Genomic DNA, 17,827 nt, shown 5'->3' with positions numbered 1-17,827 from the left:
CGGCGTCCCCGGTGCCCCCGAGCGTAGACGATCGCCGACAGTCGTCGCGCACATCGGCTACTCGGGAGGTCACAGAGGCAGCCGGACGCGCGGGACGGGCGCGGCTCGCGCTCGGCGTGCGAGCCGCGCGAGCCGCGCTGCCTGTCCCCCAGGCGGCCGCCCCTTCGGCCGATCTCGACCGTAGGCGCTCGATCAGGGCCGCGTCAAAACTCCGGACATCATGTCCCGCCGGTCAGGGGCGGAAGGGGCGGCGAGGCTCGTCCGACGGCGGCAGGAGGTGCTGCCCGGCGCGCACGGCGCCGAGGCGCGGAATGTCGAGCTCGTCCGCCACCGCACCGGCGACCTCCGCCTCGGCGTGGCCGGCGAGCTCGACGTTGCGCATCAGCTTGGCGTGGTGGCAGGGGCTGGCGTCGATGGCGACCACCATCGCCGAGAAGCGCAGCGCATCGCCCAGCCGCGCCATCGGGTTCAGCTCCGCGAGCACCGACGGGACGTCCGGCATCGACAGCAGCGTGTAGTAGCAGGTCGACACGACGTAGTCGTCGACGCCCGCCTCGGCCGACGGCGGCGCGACGATGATGTCGCCGAGCGACACCGAGCCCGTCCGCGACCCCAGGACCGAGGCGATGGTCACGCGGATGTCGCCGGCGAGCGAGACCACGCGGACGCTCTCCGGCCACGGCGGCAGGGCCGCGAGCTGCGTGGAGCCGGTGCGCAGGGCGATCCCCGCCTGCGAGGACAGCGCGTCGATCATGGGCATGCCCGTGCACTCCCCCGCGTTGCCCGCGTCCTCCGAGGCCGCCGCGCCGCACGAGGCGAGCAGCGCCGAGATGCCGAGGCGCGACTGCGGCTCGAGTCCGCCGACCACCGCGGGGCTGACCGTGCCGGTCGAGTCGATGATCTGCCCGAGGCGGAGGGCGAGGTCCGAGCCGGTGTTGGGCGTGCCGAAGGTGACGACCTCGCGCACCATCGACTCCACCGGCACTCCGTCGACGCTCTGGCTGAGGGCCTGGCGCGCGGCGAGGCCGCCCATCGAGTGGGCGACGACGACGGCCCGGTGGCCGGTCGCCGCCGTGAGGCAGGCGATCGAGGAGGCCAGGGCGTCGGCGATGCCGGGATCGGTCACCCAGCGGGCCGCCAGATCGCGGTAGTCGAAGGTGTAGACGACGGCGCCCTCGGTGTCCTGGAACGCGCCGATGAGCGAGCGCTGGGAGGTGGTGACCGGCTGGTCGACGCCGTTGGTGGCGACCAGGTCGACCAGGTGCGAGAAGGCGCCCGTGCGCGACTCGTCGTGCGTCGCGGTGCCGAGCCAGCCGTGCAGCACCAGGATCGGCACCAGCGAGGCCGCCGCCGTGGACTCGACGTCGTCGCCCGGGAGGACCGGGGCGAGCTCGGCGATGCCGCAGGTCGCCGGCGGAGGGGCGGTGGCTGCCGCCGCGGCGGCCGCGGTGCCCGACGGTACGACGACGGCACCGACCACCACGAGAAGGGCGGCCAGCACGGCGATCAGGACTCTCATCCGCACGTTTCCTCACCGCCGCGACCCCTGCTGAGCGGGTTCAGGGGATCGACCGGACGAACGTCCCAGAAGTCAATCACCCCGGGGCCCCCGTTCGGGCTCGCTGTCGGGAATCGACGGACCCCCAGTCAGGGTGCCCTTACCGCGCGCCGCGCGAGGCCGCCGTCCCGCGTCGTCCTGCCCTCACGGTGCCGCGGACGACGAAGGGCCCCGCCGGTCTCCCGGCGGGGCCCTTCGTCACTCAGACCGTGCTCAGCTGTAGTTGCCGGGCTCGTAGCCGTCGCTCGAGAACGAGTCGAAGTCGACGAACGAGAGGTCCGCGTCGCTGAACGCGGCGTCGTCGGCGAAGATGCGGTTGGGGTACCGCTCGGCCTTCGCCTCCTCCGTCGCCTCGACCGACACGTTCCGGTAGCGGGGCAGACCCGTTCCGGCCGGGATCAGCTTTCCGATGATCACGTTCTCCTTGAGGCCCATCAGCGGGTCGCGCTTGCCCTCCATGGCCGCCTGCGTCAGGACGCGGGTGGTCTCCTGGAAGGACGCGGCCGACAGCCACGACTCGGTCGCGAGCGAGGCCTTGGTGATGCCCATGACCTCCTGGCGGGCGGACGCGGTCCGCTTGCCCTCGGTCAGAGCCGCACGGTTGACCTCGCTGTAGCGCGAGCGGTCGACGAGCTCACCCGGCAGCAGGTCGGTGTCGCCGTGGTCGACGACGGTGACCTTGCGGAGCATCTGCCGGACGATGACCTCGATGTGCTTGTCGTGGATCGGGACGCCCTGCGAGCGGTAGACGCCCTGGACGCCGCCGACGAGGTGCTTCTGGACCTCGCGGACGCCCAGCACGCGCAGGACCTCCTTGGGGTCGACCGTTCCCACGTGCAGCTGCTGACCGAGCACGACCGACTGGCCGTCCTCGACGAGGAGCTGCGAGCGCTTGAGCACCGGGTAGATGACCGCCTCGTCGCCGTTGTCCGGCTGGAGGATGACCCGGCGGGCCCGGTCGGTGTCCTCGATCGTGATGCGACCGGCGGCCTCCGCGATCGGCGACGCACCCTTGGGGGTGCGGGCCTCGAAGAGCTCCTGCACGCGGGGCAGACCCTGCGTGATGTCGTCGGCCGAGGCCGATCCACCGGTGTGGAAGGTGCGCATCGTGAGCTGCGTGCCGGGCTCGCCGATCGACTGGGCCGCGATGATGCCGACGGCCTCTCCGATGTCGACGAGCTTGCCGGTGGCGAGCGAGCGGCCGTAGCAGGCCGCGCAGACGCCGACGGCCGACTCGCAGGTCAGGACCGAGCGCACCTTGATGTGACGCACCTCGGCACCGACGAGCTTCTCGATGAGGACGTCGCCGACGTCCTCGCCGGCCTCGGCCACGACCTCGCCGGCCTCGTTCGTCGCCGCGGTGGCGAGCGAGCGGGCGTAGACGGAGTTCTCGACGTTCGAGTCCTGGATCCAGGCGCCGGTGGCGTCCTGGAGCATGATCGGCAGGTCGAGGCCCTTGGTCGTGCCGCAGTCGTCCTCGCGGATGATGACGTCCTGCGAGACGTCGACGAGTCGACGCGTCAGGTAGCCCGAGTCCGCGGTGCGGAGCGCGGTGTCGGCCAGGCCCTTGCGGGCACCGTGCGTGGCGATGAAGTACTCGGCGACCGACAGTCCCTCGCGGTACGAGGAGATGATCGGTCGGGCGATGATCTCGCCCTTCGGGTTGTTCACCAGACCGCGCATGCCGGCGATGTTGCGCACCTGCAGCCAGTTTCCACGGGCACCGGAGGTGACCATGCGGTTGATCGTGTTGTCGATCGGGAAGTTCGCGCGCATCGCCTTGGCGACCTCGTCGGTCGCCTCGGTCCAGATCTTCACGAGCTCCTGGCGGCGCTCCGCCTGGGTGGTCAGACCCTTGTCGTACTCGGACTCGACCTTGGCCGCCTTCTTCTCGTAGCCCGCGATGATGACGGGCTTCGAGGGCGGGGTGAGGATGTCCGAGAGGGCGACGGTCACACCGGACCGGGTGGCCCAGTAGAAGCCGGCGTCCTTGATGCGGTCGAGCGAGGCGGCGACCTCCACCTTCGGGTAGCGCTCCGCGAGGTCGTTGACGATCCCGGAGATGGTCGTCTTGTCGGCGACCTGCTCGAAGTAGGGGTAGTCGACCGGCAGCGCCTCGTTGAAGAGGGCGCGGCCGAGCGTCGTGTCGAGGAGGACGGGCGCGGTGACCTTGCCCTTGTCGTCGATCTCGACACCCTCGGGGGTCTGACCCTGAGCGAAGTACACGTCCGACATGCGGATGCGGACCTTCGAGTTCAGGTGCAGCGAGCCCTGGTCCTTCGCGAGGATCGCCTCCGAGACGGAGGAGAACGCGCGGCCCTCACCGGCGCCACCCTCGCGGATGGTCGTCAGGTGGTGCAGGCCGATGATCATGTCCTGCGTGGGCAGGGTGACCGGACGGCCGTCGGAGGGCTTGAGGATGTTGTTCGAGGCGAGCATCAGGATGCGCGCCTCGGCCTGGGCCTCGACCGACAGGGGCAGGTGGACGGCCATCTGGTCCCCGTCGAAGTCCGCGTTGAACGCGGCGCAGACGAGCGGGTGCAGCTGGATCGCCTTGCCCTCGACCAGCTGGGGCTCGAAGGCCTGGATGCCGAGTCGGTGCAGGGTGGGCGCGCGGTTGAGCAGGACGGGGCGCTCGCGGATGATCTCCTCGAGCACGTCCCAGACCTGCGGACGCGAGCGCTCGACCATGCGCTTGGCGGCCTTGATGTTCTGCGCGTGCGACAGGTCGATCAGGCGCTTGATGACGAACGGCTTGAACAGCTCGAGCGCCATCTGCTTGGGCAGACCGCACTGGTGCAGCTTGAGCTGCGGTCCGACGATGATGACCGAGCGGCCCGAGTAGTCGACGCGCTTGCCCAGCAGGTTCTGGCGGAAGCGACCCTGCTTTCCCTTGAGCATGTCGCTCAGGGACTTCAGGGCGCGGTTGCCGGTGCCCGTGACGGGACGGCCGCGGCGGCCGTTGTCGAAGAGGGCGTCGACCGCCTCCTGGAGCATGCGCTTCTCGTTGTTCACGATGATCTCGGGGGCACCGAGGTCGAGCAGGCGGCGGAGGCGGTTGTTGCGGTTGATGACGCGGCGGTACAGGTCGTTCAGGTCGGAGGTGGCGAAGCGGCCACCGTCGAGCTGGACCATCGGGCGCAGCTCCGGCGGGATGACCGGGACCACGTCGAGGACCATCGCGGCCGGCGAGTTGCCGGTGGCGAGGAACGAGTTGACGACGCGCAGGCGCTTGATGGCGCGGATCTTCTTCTGACCCTTGCCCTCGGCGATCTGCAGGTGCAGCGTCTCGGCCTCGGCCTGGAGGTCGAACTGCTCGAGGCGCTTCTTGATCGCCTCGGCGCCCATGTAGGCCTCGAAGTAGACGCCGTAGCGGTCGACGAGCTCGTTGAAGACGGCGTCCTCGGGCTTGAGGTCGCCGACCTTCAGGGTGCGGAACTGCTCCCACACGCTCTCCAGTCGCGCGATGTCCTCGTCGAAGGACTTGCGGATCTGGCCCATCTCCTTCTCGGCGCCGTCCTTGGTGCGGCGCTTCTGGTCGCTCTTCGCGCCCTCCGCCTCCAGGGCGGCGAGGTCGGTCTCGAGGCGCGCCAGGCGGTCCGCGATGCGGGAGTCGCGCTGGTCCGAGAGGGTCTTGATCTCGAGCCGGAGCTCGTTCTCGAGGCCGGGCATGTCGGCGTGACGGCCGTCGTCGTCCACGTCGATGATCATGTACGCCGCGAAGTAGATGACCTTCTCGAGGTCCTTCGGCGCCATGTCCAGCAGGTATCCGAGGCGCGAGGGGACGCCCTTGAAGTACCAGATGTGGGTGACGGGGGCGGCGAGCTCGATGTGGCCCATCCGCTCGCGGCGGACCGAGGACTTGGTGACCTCGACGCCGCAGCGCTCGCAGACGATGCCCTTGAAGCGGACCCGCTTGTACTTGCCGCAGGAGCACTCCCAGTCGCGCGAGGGTCCGAAGATCTGCTCGCCGAACAGACCGTCCTTCTCGGGCTTGAGGGTGCGGTAGTTGATGGTCTCGGGCTTCTTCACTTCACCGTGCGACCAGCGACGGATGTCATCGGCCGTCGCGAGGCCGATGCGCAGCTCGTCAAAAGTTGTTACGTCGAGCAATGTTTTCTCCTTGTCGGAAAACAGGGTGTCTCGTCAGAGACGGGGAGTCGTCAGATGCTGGCGCGGGATCAGATGTCGTCGACGGAGGACGACTCGAACCGGGAGGAGATGTTGATGCCGAGCTCCTCCGCGGCGCGGTAGACCTCGTCATCCGTGTCGCGCAGGCTGACCGCGGTGCCGTCGGCCGAGAGGACCTCGACGTTCAGGCACAGGGACTGCATCTCCTTGATGAGGACCTTGAAGGACTCCGGGATGCCCGGCTCCTGGATGTTCTCACCCTTGACGATGGCCTCGTACACCTTCACGCGGCCGAGGATGTCGTCCGACTTGATGGTGAGGAGCTCCTGCAGCGCGTAGGCGGCACCGTAGGCCTCGAGGGCCCACACCTCCATCTCGCCGAAGCGCTGGCCGCCGAACTGCGCCTTACCACCGAGCGGCTGCTGGGTGATCATCGAGTACGGGCCCGTCGAGCGCGCGTGGATCTTGTCGTCGACGAGGTGGTGCAGCTTCAGGATGTACATGTAGCCGACCGAGACCGGGTCCGGGAAGGGCTCTCCCGAGCGGCCGTCGAACAGCTGCGTCTTGCCGGACGAGCCGATCAGGCGCTCGCCGTCGCGGGTCGGGGTGGTGGAGTCGAGGAGCCCTGCGAGCTCCTCCTCCGCCGCACCGTCGAACACCGGGGTGGCGACCTTGGTGCCGGGAGCGGCCTCGCGGGCGTGCTCGGGCAGGCGCTTGGCCCACTCGGGCTTGCCCTCGACCTTCCAGCCCTGCTTCGCGATCCAGCCGAGGTGGATCTCGAGGACCTGGCCGAAGTTCATCCGGCCGGGGACGCCGAGCGGGTTGAGCACGATGTCGACCGGGGTGCCGTCGGCGAGGAACGGCATGTCCTCGACCGGCAGGATCTTCGAGATGACGCCCTTGTTGCCGTGGCGGCCGGCGAGCTTGTCGCCCTCGGTGATCTTGCGCTTCTGGGCGATGTAGACGACCACGCGCTGGTTGACGCCCGAGCCGAGCTCGTCGTCGCCGTCCTGCGCGTCGAACACCTTGACGCCGATGATCGTGCCCTGCTCGCCGTGGGGCACCTTCAGCGACGTGTCGCGGACCTCGCGGCTCTTCTCGTTGAAGATCGCGCGGAGCAGGCGCTCCTCGGCCGAGAGCTCGGTCTCGCCCTTGGGCGTGACCTTGCCGACGAGGATGTCGCCGGGGCGGACCTCGGCGCCGATGCGGATGATGCCGCGCTCGTCCAGGTCGGCCAGGAGCTCCGGGCTGACGTTGGGGAGGTCGCGGGTGATCTCCTCCTTGCCGAGCTTGGTGTCGCGGGCGTCGACCTCGTACTCCTCGATGTGGATCGAGGAGAGGACGTCGTCCTTCACCAGGTTCTGGCTGAGGATGATCGCGTCCTCGAAGTTGTGACCCTCCCACGGCATGAACGCGACGAGCAGGTTCTTGCCGAGCGCGAGCTCGCCGTTCTCGGTCGCGGGACCGTCGGCGACGATCTCGCCGACCTCGATGCGCTCACCGGCGGAGACGACCACGCGGTTGTTGTACGAGGTGCCCTGGTTCGAGCGGTCGAACTTGCGCAGGAAGTAGGTCTGCGTGCCGCCCTCGTCCAGCTGGACGGTGACGGAGTCGGCGGAGACCTCCTGGACCACGCCGGCCTTGTCGGCCGTGATGACGTCGCCGGCGTCGATGGCCGCGAAGCCCTCCATGCCGGTTCCGACGACGGGCGACTCGCTGCGCAGCAGCGGGACGGCCTGACGCTGCATGTTCGCGCCCATGAGCGCGCGGTTCGCGTCGTCGTGCTCGAGGAACGGGATCAGCGAGGTCGCGACCGACACCATCTGGCGCGGGGAGACGTCCATGTAGTGCACGCGCTCGGCGTCGACGAGCTCGACCTCTCCGCCCTTGGGGCGGACCAGGACCTTGCCCTCGGCGAAGCGCATGTCGGAGGTGAGGGGGGCGTTCGCCTGGGCGACCAGGTACTCGTCCTCCTCGGACGCGGTGAGGTAGTCGATCTGCGCGGTGACGACGCCGTCGACGACCTTACGGTACGGGGTCTCGATGAAGCCGAACGAGTTGATGCGCGCGAAGGACGCGAGCGAGCCGATCAGGCCGATGTTCGGGCCTTCCGGGGTCTCGATCGGGCACATGCGGCCGTAGTGCGACGGGTGGACGTCGCGGACCTCGACGCCGGCGCGCTCACGGGAGAGACCGCCGGGGCCGAGTGCCGACAGGCGGCGCTTGTGGGTCAGACCCGCGAGCGGGTTGTTCTGGTCCATGAACTGCGACAGCTGCGAGGTGCCGAAGAACTCCTTGATCGCGGCCACCACGGGGCGGACGTTGATCAGGGTCTGCGGGGTGATCGCCTCGATGTCCTGCGTGGTCATGCGCTCGCGGACCACGCGCTCCATCCGGGACAGGCCGGTGCGGACCTGGTTCTGGATGAGCTCGCCGACCGCGCGGATGCGGCGGTTGCCGAAGTGGTCGATGTCGTCCACGTCGAGGCGGAGGTCGACCGCGGCGCCGTCGCGCACACCGGGCAGGTTGGTGCGGCCGTCGTGCAGCGCGACCAGGTACTTGATGGTCGCGATGATGTCCTCGACCGTGAGCACCGAGTCGGACAGCGCCTTGTCGATGCCGAGCTTGCGGTTGATCTTGTAGCGGCCGACCTTGGCGAGGTCGTAGCGCTTGCTGTTGAAGTAGAAGTTGTCCAGCAGCGCGCGGGCGGCCTCGGCGGCGACCTGCTCGCCCGGGCGGAGCTTGCGGTAGATGTCGCGGAGGGCGTCCTCCTTGGTGAGGATGTTGTCCTTCTCGAGGGTCAGCTCGATCGACTCGTAGCCGGCGAACTGCTCGAGGATCTCCTCGCTCGTCAGGCCCAGGGCCTTGAGGAAGACCGTGACCGACTGCTTGCGCTTGCGGTCGATGCGGACGCCGACCTGGTCGCGCTTGTCGATCTCGAACTCGAGCCAGGCACCGCGGCTGGGGATGACGCGGGCGGAGTAGATGTCCTTGTCGGACGTCTTCTCCTGCTGGCGCTCGAAGTAGACGCCCGGGCTGCGGACGAGCTGGGACACGACGACACGCTCGGTGCCGTTGATGATGAACGTGCCCTTCTCCGTCATCAGGGGGAAGTCGCCCATGAAGACCGTCTGGGTCTTGATCTCACCCGTGAGGTGGTTCATGAACTCGGCCTCGACGTACAGCGGAGCGGCGTAGGTCTTGCCGCGCTCCTTGCACTCCTCGATCGTGTACTTCTCGGGCTCGAGGTACGGGTTCGTGAAGCTCAGCTGCATCGTCTCGCTGAGGTCCTCGATCGGGGAGATCTCCTCGAAGATCTCGTCGAGTCCGGAGTTGGCGGGGAGATCCTCCCGGCCGACGGCCTTCGCCTCGGCGACGCGGGTCTTCCACGCCTCCGAGCCGACGAGCCAGTCGAAGCTCTCGGTCTGCAGCGCGAGCAGATCCGGAACCGTCAGGGTGTCGCTGATCTTGGCGAACGAGAGACGCGAAGCTCCGCGTCCGTTCTTGGGTGAGGTGGTGGTTGCGTTGGGCGCAGCAGCCAAGGAAGGAACCTCCGTAGACCCTCGCGGGTCTCAATCTGTGGGATGTGTGGAGTGGGCTCCCGCCGGGCGGGCCGACACGTCCTGCTCCCCTGCCGTGACCGCGGTGACGCGGCCGCAGCGACGAAGCGACCGGTTTGACGCGGCCTTCGGGGCGGGGGCTAGAGTGTGGCATCGGCATCCACCATCTGATGCCGGGTTCCGATGGCTGGTCGACCGCAATATGACGACTCGGCACTCGGGAGCGCAAAGTACAACTATAGATGTACCGCGCCACGCCGCGCAAGTGCAGGTGCTTGCGTCCGGCACGGGGCTCGGGTATACGGCCGGGTCGAGGGTCCCGCCCTCCCCGCCTCCCCCGCTCCGCCTCCCGTCCTGCGCGGCAAGGCAGACTGGTCGGATGGCCGAACGCACCGGTCGCCGACGCGGCGACGACTCCGAGCACCCCCGCGCCGTGCTCGCCAGCGGGTTCCTCGCGCAGATCGAGCCCGACCGGCACTCGCCCGACGCAGCGACCCTCGTCGTCGACGGGACGCCGCAGTCGCACGTCGACCTCGCCGACCCGACGCACCTCTCCTTCGAGTACGTGCGGCGGATCGGCCACGCGATCGACCTGCTCGCGCCCGAGGGCGAGGCGGTGACGGCGCTGCACCTGGGCGCCGGCGCGCTGACCCTCCCCCGCTACGTGGCGGCGACCCGGCCCGGCTCACGGCAGCAGGTCGTCGAGATCGAGGCGGCGCTGGTCGACCTGGTGCGGGAGGCGCTCCCGCTGCCCCGCGGCGCGCAGATCCGGATCCGCCAGGGCGACGCCCGCGAGGTGCTCGGCAAGCTGCCGCCGGGGCTGCTCGGCACGGTCGACGTCGTCGTGGTCGACATCTTCTCCGGCGCCCGGACGCCCGCGCATGTCACGAGCGCCGAGTTCTACCGCGAGATCGCTCCGCTGCTCGCGCCCACCGGGGTCGTGGCGGTCAACGTGGCCGACGGCGGGGCGCTGGCCTTCGCCCGGGCTCAGGCCGCCACGCTCGCGGCGGTCTTCGCGCACACGGCGATCATGACCGACACCCAGATGCTGAAGGCCAAGCGCTTCGGCAACGTGGTGATGCTCGCCTCGCCCTCCCCGCTGCCGGTGGACGGGCTGCCGCGGCGGCTGGCCTCCGACCCGGCGCCGGCGAAGCTGGTGCAGGGGCGCGAGCTGGAGAACTTCCTCGGGGGCGCCTCGGTCGTCACCGACGACACCGCCACGCCGTCGCCGCTGCCGGCGCGCAGCATCTTCCAGGTCCGCCGGGGCTGAGGAGCGGCGCCGGGGCCGAGGAACGTCGCCGGGGCCGACCTCGACCCCGCGCGCCCGGGCCGGGCGCCCCGGCCCGGTTGCCCGTACAGTGGACGGGGGCCAGAGCCCCCTCCGTCCTCTCGCCGCCGCGTGCGCCGATCCGGATCCGCATCCACGAGGAAGAACCGCCCTGAGCATCATCATCCGCCACGACCCCGCGACGCTCCGCGAGGAGATCGACGTCGACGCCGCCCAGGACCGCCTGGAGGAGATCGGCGCGCTGCGCTCCCTCGCCGCGCTCACCGAGAAGGCCGAGCTGCTGCGCCTGCTCGGCCGCCTCGACGAGGCCTGGGACATCGCCACCGAGGCCGTCCGCCGCACCCGGTTCTCCGGCGACCGCGCCGAGCTGCTCACCGCGCGCGTCCGCCGCGCGCGCCTGATGCAGCTGCGCGACCGCTCCGACGAGGCGCTCTCGGAGCTCACGCTCTGCGTCGAGGAGGCGCGCACGCACGAGTGGCACGTCGAGCACTCCTTCGCACTCAAGCACCGCGGGCTCGCGCTCTTCGAGAGCGGCGAGTACAGCCAGGCCGCGCGCGACTTCGACGCGGCCACCGCGCTCGGCGAGCGCGTCGGCGTGGAGGAGGAGGAGCTCGAGGTCGCGCGCCTCGGCTTCGCCGCCGCCTCCGAGTTCCAGGACGAGTCGACCCGCGGCCCCCGGGCGGACGGCGCCGTGCGCGGCCGCCGCCGCGCCGAGGGCGACGAGGCCTGAGCCCCGGAGCCGATCCGACCGATGGCTGAGCTCGACCAGGTCGCCCGCTGGGCGGACGCGCTGCTGCGCGAGCACCTGGACGACTCGTGGAGCTTCGCCTTCGATCACGCCCGCACCCGCGGCGGCGCCTGCCACTGGAAGGACCGGCGCATCACCGTGTCGCGGCATCTCGCCGCGCGGTGGAGCGACGAGGAGGTGCACCAGACGCTGCTGCACGAGGTCGCGCACGCGCTCGCCGGCCCGAAGGCCGGCCACGGTCCGGCCTGGCGGCGGGCGGCGACGGCACTGGGCTACACCGGTGACCGCACGCACAGCAATCCGACCGCGGACGAGCTCGCCCCGTGGGTCGGCAGCTGCCCGAGCGGGCACCTCTTCTACCGGCACCGCCGCCCGAGCCGGCCGCTGGCCTGCGGGAGGTGCGCCCGGCGCTTCGAGCCCGCGAACGCGATCGAGTGGCGGCGCCGCGAGGTGCCGGCGCGACCGGCCGCGAGCGAGCGCTCGGCGTGAGCGAGGGCGCACCGCACCGCGTGGTCCGCGGCCGGGTGCCGAGCACCGGGCAGTGGCTGGTCGACGCGGGCGGGCTCCGCTGGTGGTTCGACTCCGGGAGCCTGGCGCTCGACTTCGCCTGCACCGGGCCGCTGCGCGGGATCCCCGGCGAGCGTCTCGACTCCGACGAGGCCTTGGCGGCCTGGCTCGCCGAGCGCTTCGACGCCGTCGACGCCACCGCCCGCGACGCGCGGCTCGACGACGCGCTGATGCTCCGCGGCGCTGTCTCCCGGCTGGCCGTCGCCGCGGAGCGCGGTGCCGCGGGCGACCCGGCGGACGTCGACGTCGTCAACCTCTTCGCCGCGATGCCGGACGTGCCGCCGTCGCTCTCCGGCGGCTCGCGCCAGGCCGGCCGCTCGCACGCGGCGGCGCGGCAGGCGCTCTCGACCCTCGCCCGCGAGGCGGTCGACCTGCTCGGCGGCGGCACTCCGGGGCGGCTGCGCCGCTGCGACGCGGAGGACTGCCGCATCCTCTACCTCGACACCTCCCGGGCCGGCTCGCGGCGCTGGTGCTCGATGCAGCGTTGCGGCAACCGGGCGAAGGTCCGCGCGCACCGGCGCCGGAGCGCCGAGCGCGCGGACCGCGGCGAGGACTAGTCGACGACCTTCACGTCCTTCCAGAACGCGAGATAGCCCGAGAAGTCCTTGCCGACGCGGTCGAACGCGGTCGGGTACGGCGTCGGGTAGGACCAGGCGCGGTCCTTGAGCATCCCGTCGTCGGACTTCACGTCGTAGTACTGGGCCTCGCCCTTCCACGGGCAGGTGTACTGGGTGCTGCTCGGCACCAGGTAGTCGTTGTTCACGCTCGTGGGCGGGAAGTACCAGTTGCCCTCGATGGAGATGAGATCGGAGTCGGGGGCGTCGGCGATGACGACGTCGTTGAGGACGGCTTTCATTCGGGCCAGCTTTCCTGTCGCGGAGACGGTCGGCGGAGGCGGTCCTCCGCTCCCGGGGAACGCTACGCCGCTCCGCCCTTACCGGTCGAGAGCGGCCGCACCCCTTGCGGAGACGCTCAGGCGCGGTCCGTCAGCGCGGGGAGCGCAGGACCGTCACCGTGTCGACGGTGTCCGCGCGGGCGGCGGCGGAGATCTCCGCCCCGCGGCCCTGCGCCGTGAGCAGGCGGCCGGTGGCGGAGGCGGTCAGCAGGTGGACGCAGGCGCGGCGGAGACCCTCGTAGGACGCCGAGGCGACGGCCGCGTCGGGCGAGACGTGGTCGATGCCGAGTCCGATCAGGGCGTCGATCAGCGCGCCGGCGGCCAGCTGGTCCTCGACGGCGAAGCGCGGCTCGCCCGCCGCGTCGACCTCGCCGACGGCGACGACGTTGACGCTGGTCCGGCCGCCGTTCTCGTGCTGGCGCTCGAGGATCCAGCGGGCGACGGCGGTGCGGTCGGCCAGGCCGGCGCGGACGACGTGGCCGCCGATCGCGTCGGGGTCGATCACGTCGTCCGCTCCTCCCGGGAGCGCGTCGACCAGCACGGTGATGTGTGCCGGGGCGAGGTCCCGGAGGCCTCGGGCGCCCCAGTCGAAGCGGATCTGGTACGACCCCTGGTCGAAGGCGGCGGCCGGGGCGGCGGCGGTGCGGTCGGAGTCGGGGAGCGCGGCGTTCACTCCTCCACGGTACCGACCGCTCCGCCGCCGCCTACACGCCCGCGGCCCGGCGCGCACCCGGTTCCCGCCCGCCGGAACCCGGAGGAGGATGGTCCCCGTGAAGGTGATGCTCAAGTACGTGCTCGACACCGACCCCGACTCCGCCTGGCGCGCCCTGCAGAGTCCGGCCGTGTTCCGCGAGGTGATGTCCCCGTTCCTGACCGCCGCGTCCCTCGACGAGGGCGGCTTCCGGCCGACCTGGGGCCTCGGGCCGCACGACGTCGCGATGGACGCCCTCGGGATCGTGCCGATGGGCGCGCAGGAGATCGACCTCTCCTACCGCCGCGTCCCGTCGATGCCCGACGTCCGGATCCTCCGCGACAACGGCGCTCCGCTGTCCGGCGCGCTGCGGCTGATCACCGCGTGGGACCACCGGATGGCCGTCGCGCCGCTCCCGGACGGGCGGACGCTCTTCCGCGACCGGCTGGAGTTCAGCGCCGGGCTCGCCTCACCGGCGCTCTGGCCGTCGATGTGGGCGTTCTGGCAGTGGCGCGGGATCCGCATCCGCGCCCTGGCCCCGACCTGGCGGCACGACGTCGGCGCCGATACCCGCCCCCGAGGAGAGGACGCACCGTGAGCCCCGACGGATCGGCCGAGGAGGCCGTCGAGCTGTCCCGCGCGGACCTGCTGCGCTTCCGCTGGCCCTCCGGCGAGGACGACGGCAGCGAGGACGAGGACGCCGTGTCGCCGCGGCGTCGGCTCGCCTCCGCCATCGAGGTCGCCGACTGGCGCCGCCACGTCCAGGCGATGTACGCCGAGGTCCGCAGGCTCTCGAACGTCGACCTGCTCGCCGCGCACGCTTCGTGGATCCGGGCGCGCAACGCGCTGTTCGACCGCCACCCCGCCACTCCCCTGCTGCCCGCCGACCGGGCGCACTTCCGCTCGCTGCCGATCGCGCCGTACGACGCGGCCTGGCGGTTCGAGCTCGAGGTCGCGCCGGCCGAGGAGGCGCGGCGGATGGACGTGGAGACCGGGACGGACGGCGTCGTGCCGTTCGAGCTGGTCGGGACCGTCGAGGTCCCCTCCGCAGGGACCCTGGACGTCTGGAAGCTCGGCTCCTACGGCGGCGGGCTCTTCGTGCCCGTCAAGGACGCGCTGGCCGGGACGCCGGGCGGCACCTACGGCGGCGGGCGCTACCTGCTCGACACCGTGAAGGGCGCCGACCTCGGCACCGGAGCGACGCCGTCGACGCTCGTGCTCGACTTCAACTTCGCCTACAACCCCTCCTGCGCGTACGACCCGGCCTGGGCCTGCCCGCTCGCGCAGGCCGGCAACACGCTGCCGGTCGAGGTGCCGGTGGGTGAGCGCTACAAGGGCTGACGCGGCGCCGACATGCTGATCGAGCAGCCCTCGCAGAGGGCGTATCGAGATCCCGTCGCCGATGCTGACCGTTCTCGGAGGCTCCGCCGATAGCCTCCGGGCGGCGCGCCCCCGCGCCGGAAAGCAGGAATCAGCATGCCCCGACCCGTCCTCCTCGTCACTGGAACCTCGACCGGCATCGGCCGCGCGACAGCGATCGAGGCCGCCCGCTCGGGCTGGCAGGTGGTCGCGACGGTCCGCGACGTGGAGCACGCCGACGGACTCCGCGAAGCGATCGGCGGTGCCGGGGTCGAGCTGGACGTGCAGCGGCTCGACGTCACCGACTCCGACTCCGTCACCGCGTGCCTCGAGCGGATCCAGTCCGTGCACGGCGGGCTCGACGTCCTGGTGAACAACGCCGGCGCAGGCCACGTCGGCATCACCGAGCTCGAGGACCCGGCCGAGCTGCGCCGCGTCATGGAGGTCAACTTCTTCGGCACGGTCGCCGTGACCCGCGCCGCGCTGCCGCTGCTGCGCTCCTCGCGCGGTCGGATCGTGACGGTGTCGAGCGTCGGCGGCGCCGTCGGCCAGCCGTTCAACGAGGACTACTGCGCCGCGAAGTTCGCGATCGAGGGCTTCTTCGAGGCGCTCGCGCCCGTCGCCGCAGCCGTTGGCGTGCACGTCTCGCTGATCGAGCCGGGCGCGGTCCGCAGCAGCTTCGTCGAGAACGTCGGCATCGACTCCTCCGCTCTGATGGCCGAGGCCGGCCCCTACGCCGGCGCGCTCGGCGCCTACCTCGACCGCACGGCGTCCGCCTTCTCCTCCAGCCACGCCCAGGAGCCGGCGGAGGTCGCCGCCGTGATCCTGCAGACCCTGCGCGATCCGGAGCCGCCCTTCCGGGTGCAGACCTCGGACTGGGCGCGGGACTTCGTCGGCCTGAAGCTGGCCGACCTCGACGGCTCCCGCGTGCAGTCGACCATGCGGGGATGGATCGGCACCCACTAGGGTGGGAGGGTGCGAGCGCGACGACTGCGCTCCCCCGCGTCGTAGAACGCCCATTTTCCGTTGCGGATCCCTCTGGATCCCGACCATCTGGCGCACGTGCATGAGGCCCCCGGCCGCGCGCACCGCTTCGTACGGCGAACGGATGTGACCACCGTCACCTTCGCCCGAACAGCCGATCACCCGCGCCCGGCCACCGCCTGCGCTGTCAGATCGGCATGATGCCCCGAAAGGCACCATCCATGTCGACCATCCCCACCTTCGCCGCACTCGGCGTCCCCGCACCCCTCGTCACCGCCCTGACCGCGAACGGCATCACCGAGCCCTTCCCGATCCAGGTGGACACGCTCCCCGACACCCTGAACGGCCGCGACGTGCTCGGCCGCGGCAAGACCGGCTCCGGCAAGACCCTCGCGTTCGCCATCCCGATGGTCGCCCGTCTCGGCGGCGCGCTCGCCGGCGGACGCCGCCGCCCGGGTCGCCCGCTCGGCCTGATCCTCGCGCCGACCCGCGAGCTCGCCACGCAGATCACCGCGGCCATGCAGCCCCTCGCCGACGCCTACGGCATCGTCACCACCACGATCTTCGGCGGCGTCTCGCAGCAGCGCCAGGTCGCCGCGCTCAAGCAGGGCGTCGACATCGTCGTGGCCTGCCCCGGCCGCCTCGAGGACCTGATGAAGCAGGGCTTCGTCAACCTCGACGCCGTCGAGATCACCGTGCTCGACGAGGCCGACCACATGGCCGACCTGGGCTTCCTGCCCGTCGTCACGCGCATCCTCGACAAGACCCCCCGCGGCGGACAGCGCCTGCTGTTCTCGGCCACGCTCGACAACGGCGTGGACAAGCTCGTGAAGAAGTACCTGCAGAACGAGGTGCTGCACTCGGTCGACGAGGCGAACTCGCCCGTCGCGCTGATGACCCACCACGTCTTCGAGGTCGACGGCCTCGACGCCAAGAACGCCCTCGTGAAGACCCTGGCGTCCGGCACCGGCCGCCGCATCCTCTTCATGCGCACCAAGCACCACGCGAAGAAGCTCGCCAAGCAGCTCACCGGCCAGGGCATCCCCGCCGTCGACCTGCACGGCAACCTCTCGCAGGTCGCCCGCGACCGCAACCTCGCCGCCTTCGGCGCCGGCACCGTGAAGGTGCTCGTCGCCACCGACGTCGCCGCCCGCGGCGTGCACGTCGACGACGTCGAGCTGGTCATCCACGTCGACCCGCCGATGGAGCACAAGGCGTACCTGCACCGCTCGGGCCGCACCGCCCGCGCCGGCAGCGAGGGCGACGTCGTCACCGTCGTGCTGCCCAGCCAGCGCGGCGACGTGAAGACTCTCCTGCGGAAGGCGGCCATCCAGGTCACCCCGCAGCTCGTCACCGCCGACTCGGCCGCCGTGTCGAAGCTCGTCGGCGACGTCGCGGCGTACGTCACCCCGACCGCCGTCGTCGAGCCCGTCCGCGGCCAGTCGCAGGGCGGCCGCTCGCAGGGCGCCAACGCGCAGCGCAAGCGCGCCGCGCGCACCGACGGCGGCACCGCCCCCCGCGGCGGACGCGGTGAGCGCTCGGCGGCTCCCGCCGGCGCCGGCTCCGACCGTCCCCGCCGCGGCACCGGCGGAAGCTCCGACGGCGCCGCTCGCGGCGGACAGCGCGGTGGCCGCGGCCGCTCCGCCGCCGCAGCGACCACCTCGGGCGGCTCGCGCTCGTACTACAGCACGGGCAGCGGCAGCAGCAGCTCCTCCGCGCCGGCCGGCGCCGAGCGCCGCCCTGCGCGACGCGCTCAAGGCTGATTCGCGCGCCGCGCAGCGGCGCGCCGCAGTCGGCAGGGCGGGTGGTTGCCTTCCACGGAGCGTCTCGCCACCGGCTACGGCGATTCGCTTGGCACGCGAATCGCCGCTCCGCCTCGTGAGGGGCGGCTGGTCCGGGGGCGCAGCGTCTGACGACGTGCGCGTGCCGACGACTGCACGAAGCCAGTCAGTGAAGGCCGGGATGTCCTCCCGCGACACAGTCGCGGGTCGGGGTCCCGGCCTTCGTCGTCTCTCAGTCGTCAGCGGTGTGCACAATTAAGGCTGA

General features: G+C 71.4%; 13 protein-coding genes. 8 read left to right on the top strand and 5 right to left on the bottom strand.

Features of this window, described 5'->3' with window-relative positions; genetic code table 11:
• Nucleotides 1-232 precede the first annotated feature (232 nt).
• From MT350_RS01800 to rpoB, 3 genes are all read right to left on the bottom strand, one after another.
• Complete coding sequence (locus MT350_RS01800; protein ID WP_243615312.1) at nt 233-1,519, bottom strand: triacylglycerol lipase; 1,287 nt, start codon at nt 1,517-1,519, stop codon at nt 233-235.
• 252 nt (nt 1,520-1,771) lie between these two features.
• Nucleotides 1,772-5,671, bottom strand: coding sequence for a DNA-directed RNA polymerase subunit beta' (locus MT350_RS01795; RefSeq protein WP_123445025.1), 3,900 nt, complete (start codon nt 5,669-5,671; stop codon nt 1,772-1,774).
• 68 nt (nt 5,672-5,739) lie between these two features.
• Nucleotides 5,740-9,231, bottom strand: coding sequence for a DNA-directed RNA polymerase subunit beta (gene rpoB, locus MT350_RS01790; RefSeq protein ID WP_123702077.1), 3,492 nt, complete (start codon nt 9,229-9,231; stop codon nt 5,740-5,742).
• Between the two features lie 397 nt (nt 9,232-9,628).
• Here rpoB and MT350_RS01785 point away from each other — a divergent pair, with 397 nt between their 5' ends.
• The 4 genes from MT350_RS01785 to MT350_RS01770 all read left to right on the top strand — a co-directional run bounded on the left by MT350_RS01785 (nt 9,629) and on the right by MT350_RS01770 (nt 12,409).
• Entirely contained in the window at nt 9,629-10,519 is an 891-nt protein-coding gene (locus tag MT350_RS01785; RefSeq protein WP_243600547.1) for a spermidine synthase, read from the top strand.
• An 88-nt stretch (nt 10,520-10,607) separates the two neighbouring features.
• Nucleotides 10,608-11,267: a hypothetical protein gene (locus MT350_RS01780; RefSeq protein WP_185019941.1), complete on the top strand. Its 660-nt coding sequence runs from the start codon at nt 10,608-10,610 to the stop codon at nt 11,265-11,267.
• Nucleotides 11,268-11,288: 21 nt separating this feature from the next.
• Nucleotides 11,289-11,774, top strand: a complete 486-nt coding sequence (locus tag MT350_RS01775; RefSeq protein ID WP_243615311.1) for a SprT-like domain-containing protein — start codon at nt 11,289-11,291, stop codon at nt 11,772-11,774.
• Nucleotides 11,771-12,409: a CGNR zinc finger domain-containing protein gene (locus MT350_RS01770; RefSeq protein WP_243600545.1), complete on the top strand. Its 639-nt coding sequence runs from the start codon at nt 11,771-11,773 to the stop codon at nt 12,407-12,409. Before MT350_RS01775 ends, MT350_RS01770 begins: the two co-directional genes overlap by 4 nt.
• On the opposite strand, the gene MT350_RS01765 is transcribed toward MT350_RS01770, so the two are convergent.
• Both MT350_RS01765 and MT350_RS01760 read right to left on the bottom strand, forming a co-directional pair.
• Nucleotides 12,406-12,708, bottom strand: a complete 303-nt coding sequence (locus MT350_RS01765) for a DUF427 domain-containing protein (RefSeq protein ID WP_123445021.1) — start codon at nt 12,706-12,708, stop codon at nt 12,406-12,408. The genes MT350_RS01770 and MT350_RS01765 overlap by 4 nt on opposite strands.
• A gap of 130 nt (nt 12,709-12,838) precedes the next feature.
• Entirely contained in the window at nt 12,839-13,420 is a 582-nt protein-coding gene (locus tag MT350_RS01760; protein ID WP_243600544.1) for a 2-phosphosulfolactate phosphatase, read from the bottom strand.
• An 88-nt stretch (nt 13,421-13,508) separates the two neighbouring features.
• Between MT350_RS01760 and MT350_RS01755 the strand changes: the two genes are divergently transcribed.
• From MT350_RS01755 to MT350_RS01740, 4 genes are all read left to right on the top strand, one after another.
• A complete protein-coding gene (locus MT350_RS01755) occupies nt 13,509-14,036 on the top strand; it encodes a hypothetical protein (protein WP_374204666.1) in 528 nt (175 codons plus the stop codon).
• Nucleotides 14,037-14,206: 170 nt separating this feature from the next.
• Complete coding sequence (locus tag MT350_RS01750) at nt 14,207-14,779, top strand: DUF1684 domain-containing protein (RefSeq protein WP_123445360.1); 573 nt, start codon at nt 14,207-14,209, stop codon at nt 14,777-14,779.
• Nucleotides 14,780-14,914: 135 nt separating this feature from the next.
• Nucleotides 14,915-15,763, top strand: a complete 849-nt coding sequence (locus MT350_RS01745) for an SDR family oxidoreductase (protein ID WP_243600543.1) — start codon at nt 14,915-14,917, stop codon at nt 15,761-15,763.
• 239 nt (nt 15,764-16,002) lie between these two features.
• Complete coding sequence (locus tag MT350_RS01740; RefSeq protein ID WP_159423419.1) at nt 16,003-17,544, top strand: DEAD/DEAH box helicase; 1,542 nt, start codon at nt 16,003-16,005, stop codon at nt 17,542-17,544.
• The last annotated feature ends 283 nt before the right edge of the window (nt 17,545-17,827 follow it).

This window comes from Rathayibacter sp. VKM Ac-2928 (assembly GCF_022815545.1).
In the GTDB taxonomy this organism is placed as follows: domain Bacteria; phylum Actinomycetota; class Actinomycetes; order Actinomycetales; family Microbacteriaceae; genus Rathayibacter; species Rathayibacter festucae.
The sequence above is the reverse complement of the archived record's forward strand: the minus strand, read 5'-3'. Positions and strand labels throughout refer to the sequence as shown.